At 54.9% G+C, this 10,141-nt stretch carries 9 protein-coding genes, 1 tRNA gene and 3 pseudogenes; 12 read left to right on the forward strand and 1 reads right to left on the reverse strand.

What is annotated here, in order from left to right:
- The first annotated feature begins 23 nt into the window (after positions 1–23).
- The 5 genes from QP999_RS13065 (at position 24) to QP999_RS13085 (ending at position 2,606) form a co-directional block, all read left to right on the forward strand.
- Positions 24–782, forward strand: a complete 759-nt coding sequence (locus QP999_RS13065) for a 3'(2'),5'-bisphosphate nucleotidase CysQ (protein ID WP_198530301.1) — start codon at positions 24–26, stop codon at positions 780–782.
- Positions 783–817: 35 nt separating this feature from the next.
- Positions 818–1,624: a thymidylate synthase gene (locus QP999_RS13070; protein WP_070597462.1), complete on the forward strand. Its 807-nt coding sequence runs from the start codon at positions 818–820 to the stop codon at positions 1,622–1,624.
- On the forward strand, positions 1,624–2,169 hold the full coding sequence (locus tag QP999_RS13075) for a dihydrofolate reductase (RefSeq protein WP_070520619.1): 546 nt from the start codon (positions 1,624–1,626) through the stop codon (positions 2,167–2,169). The genes QP999_RS13070 and QP999_RS13075 overlap by 1 nt, the downstream gene beginning before the upstream one ends.
- Positions 2,169–2,462 carry a mycoredoxin gene (locus QP999_RS13080; RefSeq protein WP_010187687.1) on the forward strand — a complete coding sequence of 98 codons (294 nt, stop codon included), beginning with the start codon at positions 2,169–2,171 and terminating at the stop codon, positions 2,460–2,462. Before QP999_RS13075 ends, QP999_RS13080 begins: the two co-directional genes overlap by 1 nt.
- A gap of 71 nt (positions 2,463–2,533) precedes the next feature.
- Positions 2,534–2,606: transfer RNA gene (locus QP999_RS13085), tRNA-Arg, on the forward strand.
- A 21-nt stretch (positions 2,607–2,627) separates the two neighbouring features.
- On the opposite strand, the pseudogene QP999_RS13090 reads toward QP999_RS13085, so the two are convergent.
- A pseudogene (locus QP999_RS13090) lies at positions 2,628–2,905 on the reverse strand (IS481 family transposase); the annotation flags it as partial.
- Positions 2,906–3,045: 140 nt separating this feature from the next.
- On the opposite strand from QP999_RS13090, the gene QP999_RS13095 reads away from it, so the two are divergent.
- The 7 genes and pseudogenes from QP999_RS13095 to QP999_RS13125 form a co-directional block, all read left to right on the forward strand.
- Positions 3,046–3,681 carry an MptD family putative ECF transporter S component gene (locus QP999_RS13095; protein WP_012714931.1) on the forward strand — a complete coding sequence of 212 codons (636 nt, stop codon included), beginning with the start codon at positions 3,046–3,048 and terminating at the stop codon, positions 3,679–3,681.
- A 50-nt stretch (positions 3,682–3,731) separates the two neighbouring features.
- Positions 3,732–4,403 carry an energy-coupling factor transporter transmembrane component T family protein gene (locus tag QP999_RS13100; RefSeq protein ID WP_232748473.1) on the forward strand — a complete coding sequence of 224 codons (672 nt, stop codon included), beginning with the start codon at positions 3,732–3,734 and terminating at the stop codon, positions 4,401–4,403.
- Entirely contained in the window at positions 4,400–5,869 is a 1,470-nt protein-coding gene (locus QP999_RS13105; RefSeq protein WP_012714930.1) for an ABC transporter ATP-binding protein, read from the forward strand. Before QP999_RS13100 ends, QP999_RS13105 begins: the two co-directional genes overlap by 4 nt.
- Before the next feature lie 7 nt (positions 5,870–5,876).
- Positions 5,877–7,625 carry an ABC transporter ATP-binding protein gene (locus QP999_RS13110; RefSeq protein ID WP_070529421.1) on the forward strand — a complete coding sequence of 583 codons (1,749 nt, stop codon included), beginning with the start codon at positions 5,877–5,879 and terminating at the stop codon, positions 7,623–7,625.
- Positions 7,618–9,390: an ABC transporter ATP-binding protein gene (locus tag QP999_RS13115; protein ID WP_029158873.1), complete on the forward strand. Its 1,773-nt coding sequence runs from the start codon at positions 7,618–7,620 to the stop codon at positions 9,388–9,390. The genes QP999_RS13110 and QP999_RS13115 overlap by 8 nt, the downstream gene beginning before the upstream one ends.
- A 375-nt stretch (positions 9,391–9,765) precedes the next feature.
- Positions 9,766–9,888, forward strand: a pseudogene (locus tag QP999_RS13120) (IS110 family transposase); the annotation flags it as partial.
- A gap of 8 nt (positions 9,889–9,896) precedes the next feature.
- A pseudogene (locus QP999_RS13125) lies at positions 9,897–10,064 on the forward strand (IS1249 family transposase); the annotation flags it as partial.
- Positions 10,065–10,141 lie beyond the last annotated feature (77 nt).

Raw genomic sequence — 10,141 nt, forward strand, 5'->3', positions numbered from 1 at the left:
TCGCGCGCGCTAATCTGGTCACTATGACCGTTGAGATTTCTGATTCCCGTCTAACCAACTCCCTCGCCGATGGCTGCGGCGAAATCCTCAAAGGCGTGCGCAACGGTGGCCTGCTGCGCGGCTTGGCGCTGGGTGATGCCGGCGATGAGGCCGCTCAGGAGTGGATCTCCCGCGTCCTTGAGCAGCACCGTCCCAAGGACGGCGTCCTGTCGGAAGAGGCTGCCGATGACTTGAGCCGTCTAAAGAAGGAACGCGTGTGGATCATCGACCCGCTCGACGGCACCAAGGAATTCGCTACCGGCCGCCAGGACTGGGCCGTCCACATCGCGCTGGTGGAAAACGGCACCCCCATCCACGCGGCCGTCGGCATGCCGGACATGGGCGTGACCTTTAAGTCCTCCGACGTGCGCGCGGTGACCGGCCCGCTGTCGAAGAAGTTTGTGGTTTCCCGCAACCGTCCGCCGAAGGTTGCGGATTACGTCGCGGAGAAGATGGGCTTTGAGACCGTCGGCGTGGGCTCCGCAGGTGCGAAGGCGATCCACGTGCTCTTGGGCGACTATGACGGCTACATCCATGCCGGCGGCCAGTACGAGTGGGACCAGGCCGCCCCGGTGGGCGTGGCTTTGGCCGCGGGCCTGCACTGCTCGCGCCTGGATGGCTCCCCGATCAAATTCAACAATGAGGACACCTTCATCCCGGATCTTTTGATCTGCCGCCCGGAGCTGGCAGAGGAGATTCTGGAACACGCCGCCGCCTACGCGGAGGCCAACGGCGGGTACTAACCCCACGCGCGTGGCACGGGCGCAAGAGCGCTATCATGGCGACCATGATTGAGACTCCGTACGAGGACCTCCTGCGCCGCGTCCTGGAAGAAGGCGCTCCCAAAGGCGACCGCACTGGCACCGGCACCCTCTCCCTGTTCGGTGCCCAGCTTCGCTATAACCTGGCGGAGTCTTTTCCCCTGCTGACCACCAAGAAGGTCTACTTCCACGGCGTGATTGGTGAGCTGCTGTGGTTCCTGCGCGGTGACTCCAACGTGAAGTGGCTCCAGGAAAACAAGGTCCGTATCTGGAACGAGTGGGCCGATGAGGACGGTGAGCTGGGCCCCGTCTACGGCGTGCAATGGCGCTCCTGGCCCACGCCGGATGGCCAGCACATCGATCAGATTCAGGTCGCGCTCGATACCCTGAAAAACAACCCGGATTCGCGCCGCAACTTGGTCTCCGCGTGGAATGTGTCTGAGCTGGACAAGATGGCGCTCATGCCCTGTCACTTGCTTTTCCAGCTCTACGTCGCCGACGGCAAACTCTCCATGCAGGTCTACCAACGCTCGGCGGACATGTTCCTCGGTGTCCCCTTCAACTTGGCCTCCTACGCGGCGCTGACTCACATGTTTGCGCAGCAAGCAGGTTTAGAGGTAGGCGAGCTCATCTGGACCGGTGGGGATTGCCACATCTACAACGACCACATCGAGCAGGTTAAGGAACAGCTCTCCCGCGAGCCCCGCGAGTACCCGCAGCTCAAGCTCCACAAGGCCGAAAGCCTCTTTGACTATGACTTCGATGATTTTGAGGTCATCGGCTACGACCCCCACCCCACCATCAAGGCGCAGGTGTCCGTTTAATGCTGGGCGCAATCTGGGCTCAATCCCTCGACGGGGTCATTGGTGACGGCGTGGTCATGCCCTGGCACGTGCCGGAGGACCTCAAGCACTTCAAAGAGGTCACCATGGGCGCGCCTGTCATCATGGGCCGCAAGACGTGGGAGTCCCTCAACCCCAAGTTCCGCCCGTTGCCAGGCCGGGAGAACATTGTGCTGTCCAGCCGTCAGCCGGGCGAATGGTCCGCGGGTGCCACCGTGGTGGACAACCTCGACGCCGCACTTGACGCCACGCTTGACGACGCCTGGATCATCGGCGGCGGCCAGCTCTACAGCTCCGCCCTCGACCGCGTGGATACAATCGAGCTCACCCTCATGGGTGTACAAGTCGGCGATGCCTACGGCGCAGATGCCGTCCTGGCCCCGAGCGTTCCGGAGGAATTCAGCCTATCTGCCGATAGTGACTGGCTGACCTCCGAATCAGGCCACCTCACCATTCCCGGCCAGCCGCCCAGCGAGCTGCCGATGAAATACCGTTTCCTCACCTACGACAGAAAGGCTGCTGCTTAATGAGCACCAACGTTGCCACTCCCGAAACCACTGAGCACGTCACCATCTTCTTCGCCGATTGGTGCCCGTTCTGTGCCAAGCTGATCAAAAACCTGGACCGCACCGAAACCCCATACGAGCTCGTCAACGTCGAAGCGGATTCCCCCGACACCGCCGACATCAACGCCTGGATCGAGTCCGTCAACGACGGCAACCGCATCGTGCCCACCGTCCTCTACTCCGACGGCACCCACGCCACCAACCCTTCCGCCAGCGAGGTCCGCGCCAAGTACGCGGAGCTGGCCGGCGAATAAACGAAAGGCGACGCATTTAACGCCGCCCCACGCGGGGCTGCTAGTCTTACCTAGGTGCGCAACGCACCCCCGCCCCAGTAGCTCAGGGGATAGAGCACGGCTCTCCTAAAGCCGGTGTCGGAAGTTCGAATCTTCTCTGGGGCACGCTGTGAAGTCTCGAGACATCGTTCCGGTCGGTGTCTCGAGATTTTTTAGTTGCCCCGACTGGGGTTGAGTTCGTTGTCTTTCTAGTTGTAGTAGATCTTTTCTTCGGTGAGTGTGTAGGCGGCGATTTGTGCCCCAGTGATGGCTATTTTGACGTCGACGTGGTTGTCGATGCAGACCATGGTGATTGGTTCCCCGCCCCATCTGCGTCCGATGTAGAGGCGGCGTAGTTTGCCTCCCCATCGCAGGGTTGTCTTGCCGTTGGTGCCGATTTTGTCGGTACTTAGTCGGTAGTCGTGGTCTGGTTTGATGTCTACTTATCTGCATTCACCCCCATTAAGGGTGAATCTTCAGATCAAAACTTGAAATGTTTTATAAACAGTATTACCTAACTTAGGTAAGCCTTACCTTTCCTGCTGTTCATAAATCGAGGTTTACTATGACCCAACAGTCCTCTACGCCCGCACGGAGTGCAAGCTCATCCAGTGGGTCGACGGCACGTTTAAACACCAGAGATCTCATCAACGCTGGCATCTTTGCTGCACTTTACTTTGTAATCACCTTTGTAAGCGGAATGATTGGATTCGCAGGACCACAATTCATGTTTATTGGATGGTTCATCGCGGCAATCGCAAACGGAATCGTGCTAGCGCTTTATGCCGCCCGCACGCCCAAAATGGGTGCTTTCACCCTCGTCGGTGGTATTAACGGACTAGCATTCATGCTCACCGGACACTACTTCTGGACCCTGCTGGGAAGCATAATTCTAGGGTTTATCGCGGATTTGATTATTACAAAAAGCCACCTCAGTATTGCCAAATCCTTCCCTATTGCCTACAGCGTCTTCTGTGTCTGGATTTCTATGCCTTTTATCCCGCTAATTCTGGATACGGACTCCTACTACGTCGATATCGCAGACCAAATGGGTCAAGAATATGCCGATGCCATGTCGGATATCTTCCAGCCATGGACCATTGGAGTACTGGCCATTTGTGCGCTCATCGTCGGCTTTATCGGAGGAAAGGTCGGAGTTCGCGTCAGCCGCAAACACTTTGAAAGCGCTGGTCTCCTGTGAGCCTGCCAAAACAGGGCGTGCTTCATCGATCTTCGATCGATCCACGGACCGTGCTGCTTTCTGTTCTAGTAATCAATGCGGTAGCTCTCAGCCACGGCCACCTACCGACACTGCTGATTTCTATCGCTTTCAGCTCCATCGCACTAGCTACAGTAAAGCCACACTATGGTCTTATTTGCCTGTTCGCTTTTGCATTATCCTATCTAGGGTACTGGGGCCTATTACAGCTTCCTGGCTCCACATTTTTCGCTTTTTCAGCGGCAATTTTTTCGTGGCTAAGCCGTTTTGTCATCAGCATGTCCATCGGCACATTCGGCTTGCTCACTCTCACACCATCCACGTTGACCTCAGCACTGCGGGACCTGCGTTTACCAGGCTGGGCCACCATTCCACCGGCGGTATTCCTGCGCGTTTTGCCGATCATCGTGGCAGAAGCCAAAGCCATCCGCGATGCCATGGTCCTTCGGGGTCTCCAGCCTGGAGTAAAAAGCTGGATCACACAGCCCACACAATCGTCCGCGATGTTGATCATCCCCTTATTAGGTGCCGTCGTCCGCGCTGGTGATGAGCTCGCTGCCTCTGCTCTTGTCCGGGGATTGGGAGGACCCGCACGCCCAACCACCACCGCCGATCTTTCCTTCAAGCTTGTCGATGCAACTGCACTAGCTGGGTTGGGCCTCGTTGTTGCCTCTGTCTGGCTTCCCACGGAGGTCCACTTATGAACGAACGCAGTATCGCAACCAGTGTAGACGCCCACAACGTTTCTTTTACATATCCATTGGGAGCTCGGCCAGGTATTCAAGGTGTATCTGATGTGTCTTTTTCTGTCTCTCCAGGACAGTGTCTACTGATTACCGGTGATTCCGGATCGGGAAAGTCCACGGTACTCAAGTTGATCAACGGACTCATCCCCCATTTCAATCCAGGAGAGCTACTAGGCACCATCACTATTATAAAGGATGACCAGGCTTTTACCCCTGCGGAAGAACCGCTGTCCCGAGCCATCGAGTTCAGCGCCTCAGTATTCCAGAATCCAAGGACACAATTTTTCACTGAAAGCGTCAATGCAGAATTGGCCTTCGGGCTAGAAAACCTTGGTGTAGATCCCAAAGAAATTGAGTCGAGGATTCAATCAGCGGTCGAGCTACTAGGCATTAACGATCTTCGGGGCCGGCGATTCAAAGAATTATCCGGTGGGCAGTTACAAACCGTGGCATGCGCATGCGCGCTTGTGTCCCCGGGCAGTCTCGTGCTTCTCGATGAACCCACGTCCAATCTCTCTATGGAAAGCATCGATATTCTTGCACGCGTGCTACACCGCTTGAAGGAATTAGGCACAACGATCATTATCGCTGATCACCGTCTCTTTTTCTTAAAAGATATCGCTGACCAAGTTATTTACTTGACTCAGGGAAAAATAACGCGGAGTTTCCGCGCTCAGGAGTTTTATGCCTTAGACGAACCCGAACGCAAACAATTGGGGCTACGCAGCTTACACCATGTTCCCCTGCCCGCGAGCGTGCCGGTACCACCCACGCTCGAAAACGCCGATCCCCAGCGGAGCGGACTCGAGCTAAGCAACATCTGTTTTTCTTATGGCGCACATGAGGTATTAAACATTGACCACGCATTTTTCCCCAGCGGCGAAGTCACCGCCTTAATCGGGCCCAACGGCGCTGGAAAAACCACCCTCGCCAGGATCATTTGTGGTCTTGCTTCTCCCAAACGCGGCGGTAGTCTCCGTTTGAACAGCAAACGAGTAGGAGCGGCTGCCCGCAGACGTGCCGCGTACATGGTGATGCAAGATGTTGGCCGCCAATTATTCGCAGCCACCACCGAAGAAGAAGTCACGCTCGGACTGGCAAAGAAGAAGCGGGACCACATCGATGTCAATGAGATTCTCCATCGCCTCGATCTGGCAGGAATGGCCCAACGGCATCCGCAGTCTCTGTCCGGTGGGCAACGGCAACGCTTAGCCATAGCTTCAGCCCAAGCCGAGCAAGCAGCGATCTACATCTTCGATGAACCTACCTCTGGCGTGGGCTGGCGCCAACTGCAATCCATCTCTGCGCTACTTCGATCTCTTGCAGCAAGCGGAGCAGTGGTCATCGTCATCACCCATGACCACGAATTCATCCAAGAATCAGTCACCAGAATCATCGATATGACTGACATCAACAAGAATTGAGAAAGAAATGTCTGAACTAAAACAAAGTTCCACAGAATCAAGCAGAACCCACGCACCAGAATCACACGGTGCGTCACCGGAAGAAGAGGCTCGCGCAAAACTAAAAGCCGGCCAGGTCGCTCTAAAAAAACTACTGGCCCCAGTGCAAACAACCATCTACTTCGCACAGTTTCTCGCGCTTATATCCTCGGTACTCGCCGTAGCACCCTACGTCGCGTTGGTGGCACTGGGAAATGCTCTAATCGACGGCAATACTGATGACGTCGCGTCCATTGTGAAATGGCTACTTGCTGCATTTTTGGGCCAGCTATTCTTCTATTTCCTTGCCCTTGCAATCACCCACTTCGCTGATGCAAAGTTGGTGGGGATTAACCGGCGCCGAATTATTACCGCTATTGCGAAAGCACCACTCTCGTGGTTTAGCCAGACTAATTCCGGCAAAGTCCGCAAAGCCGTCGAGGACGATACGTTAACTCTGCACACCCTGACAGCCCATGCTCCTGTAGAGAAGGTCGCCGCGATCTTTACGCCCCTCGCGCTTCTGGTTTATGCCTTTATCTTGGATTGGCGCCTTGGTCTACTTTCTATTGCCACTGTGCCCATTTTCCTAGCAATCCAAGCATATTCAATGAAAGATATGGGCACAAAAACTGCGGAAATGGATAATTATCTGGGTGAGGTCTCTGCGACTGCGGTGGAGTTCTCCGAAGGTATTTCCGTCGTCAAGGCTTTCGGCACCGTTGGCAAAGCCCACGCTCGATATCGCGAAGCTGCCCAAAAATTCGCGGAATTCTATTACGAGTGGGTACGTCCGCTTCTGCGTGTTTCCGCAATCTCAGAGTCTGTGGTGGCGGTTCCTGTCCTCATCCTTATCAATCTAGGAGTCGGTTCCCTGCTGATAGCTGGTGGCTATGTCACGGTCGCTGAAGTCATCGCAACAACGTTAATTGCGCTGGTGCTCCCGGGCACGATTCAAACCGTCGGCCAAATGATGTGGTCTTACCAGCTCGCTGGCAATGCGGCGTTGCGCCTTGATGAAGTCATGACAATTTCCCATGTGAAAGAAGGCCAAAAGAGCCTCGACGCCAATAGTCAAGACATGGAGGTGGAGTTCCATAAGGTCAGCTTTAGCTACGCCCCAGACACACCAGTCCTCCAAGACTTTTCTGCGCAACTAAATGCAGGCACTGTCACGGCATTGATTGGCCCCTCCGGGTCTGGCAAATCCACAGCAGCAACGATGTTGGCGCGTTTCCAGGATCCAGATTCGGGCACAATCACTATCAACAACGTGGATATCCGTGATCTCACTTTCGACAGTTTGTACCGCACTGTGGCTTTCGTCTTACAAGATCCTCACTTACTGCGTATGAGTATTCGGGAAAACATTCGCCTTGCACGCCCAGAAGCCCGCGATGAAGAGATCTGGCAAGCCGCAGAGGCTGCGCACATAGCTGCTGATATTCGCGCTTTACCGGCTGGGCTCGACACCGTTGTTGGTGAGGACACCTCTTTATCCGGTGGACAACAGCAACGCATTTCTATTGCCCGGGCAATCATTACCAATGCCCCAATCTTGATCCTGGATGAAGCTACTGCGGCAACTGATCCTGACTGCGAAGCAGAAATTCAAGCAGCTCTAGCCACACTCGTCAGAGGCAAGACCGTCTTAGTCATCGCCCACAAGCCGGAGTCCATCCAAGGAGCAGACCAAATAATCTGCCTCAAGCCTATGAAGGATAATTCTCATGTCTAATGCCACTACGCCTGTTAGTTCGCGTCTTCGTGATCCGCTACTCACTCGCAGTGTCAAAAAGCTGCAAAGTCCTGTAGGCCATAAGCTCAATAAAAGGTATGCTTGTCTATCGCTTATCGTTGGCGTGCTTGATGGCCTCGCCGTTCTCACGCTCGTGCCACTTACAAAGGCACTCGATGGGGATACGACGATCGCACCATGGATGTGGACGCTTTTGGCAATTGCACTCGTAGCTTTTGCGCTACGATTTTTCGCAACCATGGCCTCTTACCACACGGCCTTGGATTTCATCCGAGCCGCGCACACGACTGTGGGCGATAAATTAGCAACGCTACCGCTCGGCTGGTTCGTACCGGCTAATACCGGCGGCCTATCTCGCCTCGTTTCAGATCGCTTTATGGTGGCGGCCGAGACCATTGCGCATATTCAAGGAACGATATACCGCGATAGCGCGGCACTTGTCACCTTGTTAGTAGGAGCGTGTTTCTGGAACCCGAAGCTGGGCTTGGTCCTTCTTATCATCGCACCATTGGCGCTCGTGGTGATGCAGTTGGCTGCATGGATTCGTGAGAAAGCATCGAACCGCGCACTGGGGCCGAGTAAAGAGCTCTCCCAGCGCATCGTAGAATTTGCTAACCGTCAACCAGCCCTGCGCGCGGCAGGACAATCACAAGTTTTTGCGCCACTAGAGCAAGCGCTAGAAATCGACCATAAAGCACGAATACGCGAGCTATGGGTATCCACATTAGCTTTGCTACTCAACGGCATAGTAGTGCAGATCTTCATTGTGGCTCTCATTATGGTCTCCGCGGATCTTGCCGTTGAAGGCGCCCTATCGCCACTAGAAACAATTGCGATCATCGGAATCAGCTTGAGGTTTACCCGCACGCTTGAGCAGCTGGGTTCTTCTTTCGTCGGTTTAGATGCCGGCCGTATCGCGCTCACAGAAACTGAGCTCATCACCGATGCCCCTTCCCTACCGGAACCCACTACTCCGCGCCCAGGCGATGGTTCGGGAAGTGTAGAGCTGCGTAATGTCACGTTTGGATACGGCGATAAACCAGTATTGGTAGATATCGCTTTCCATGCTCGACCAGGCACCGTTACCGCCATTGTCGGTCCTTCTGGCTCCGGAAAGACCACAATTGCGCGCCTTATTTCGCGATTCTGGGATGTAGATTCCGGGGCGGTGATGGTTGACGGCGTAGATATCCGCGAGCTTGGAACCGAACAGTTAATGTCCAGACTGTCCATGGTTTTTCAGGATGTCTACCTCTTCGACGACTCGTTAATCGCTAATATCCGCGTTGGTCGTCCCGACGCCTCCGATGAGGAAGTCTTCCGCGCAGCTGATCTTTCAGGCGTGACTTCTATTGCCAACCGCCTAGGGTGGCATACTCCTGTTGGTGAAGGCGGTCGGCTTCTATCCGGTGGTGAACGCCAGCGCGTATCTGTAGCTCGCGCGCTTCTCAAGCAAGCGCCGATTGTACTCTTTGATGAGGCTACCTCCGCGCTCGATGCAGAAAATGAGGCAAACATTCTTGCTGCGATGGACGAGCTACGGGAGCAATCTACTTTTATTGTCATCGCCCATAAGCTGGATACAATCAAATCTGCTGATCAAATCGTAGTCTTGGATGAACACGGGCAAGTCAGCCAGCTGGGCACGCATTCTGAGCTTTCCGATGTCCCCGGTATCTACCGTCACTTCTGGCAGCAACGCAAAGCAGCACGCGGGTGGAAAATCAGTTCGGGACGCGATTAACGCGGGCACCGAGATCGGCGTTGTTTGCGGGGGCACCCTTCTCCCCCATTACGTTGTTGGCAGTTCCGCTTGAAGGAACTCAGGATTCGTACTCCTAGCCCCATGCTGGGGCAGGTTATGTTTGTCTGCGTTCCTTCTGCCTTGGGGCAGTGGAACTAGTCGCTGGCTTCGGTATGGCTTGTTTTCGTCCCTGTCTGAAAATGATCCGGGGGGTGATGCCGCCGAAGGCAGTGGCATACTCCAGACTGCTAATAGGAACCTGACCCGCACAGAATGTGCGAGGTCTCAAAGTAATGTGGATGCCAGCGTGAAGTATGTCCGACCACCAGCGATGAAATAAGTCCCATACTCATTCAATTCGCTAGGAGGTCTGGCATGACCTACGACTATGTCATCGGCATGGACGTCGGTAAATACTTTCACCACGCTTGCGTCTTAGATATCGACGGCACCCAGGTGCTATCTAAGCGCATCAACCAAAACGAAAAATCCCTGCGCGTGAGGTAGCTGACTGGGGTGTATTGCTCCATAACTTCAACACTGTCTACCGCAGGTGGATGGACGAGAGGACCAGGGTTAAAGACCCTGATACAGGAAATTGGACATGGGTATGGACACATTCCAACGTGCGAAAGGCCTACAACAGTCTGAACCATCTATGGCGCCAAGGCATGTGTTCAGAAGACTGAAATGGTAGCGGTGTGGTGAGTATCTGGTAGCGCCTGAGTGAGTATCCGGTAGCGGTGTCTTA

This window comes from Corynebacterium sp. MSK004 (assembly GCF_030232515.1).
Lineage (GTDB): Bacteria > Actinomycetota > Actinomycetes > Mycobacteriales > Mycobacteriaceae > Corynebacterium > Corynebacterium hesseae.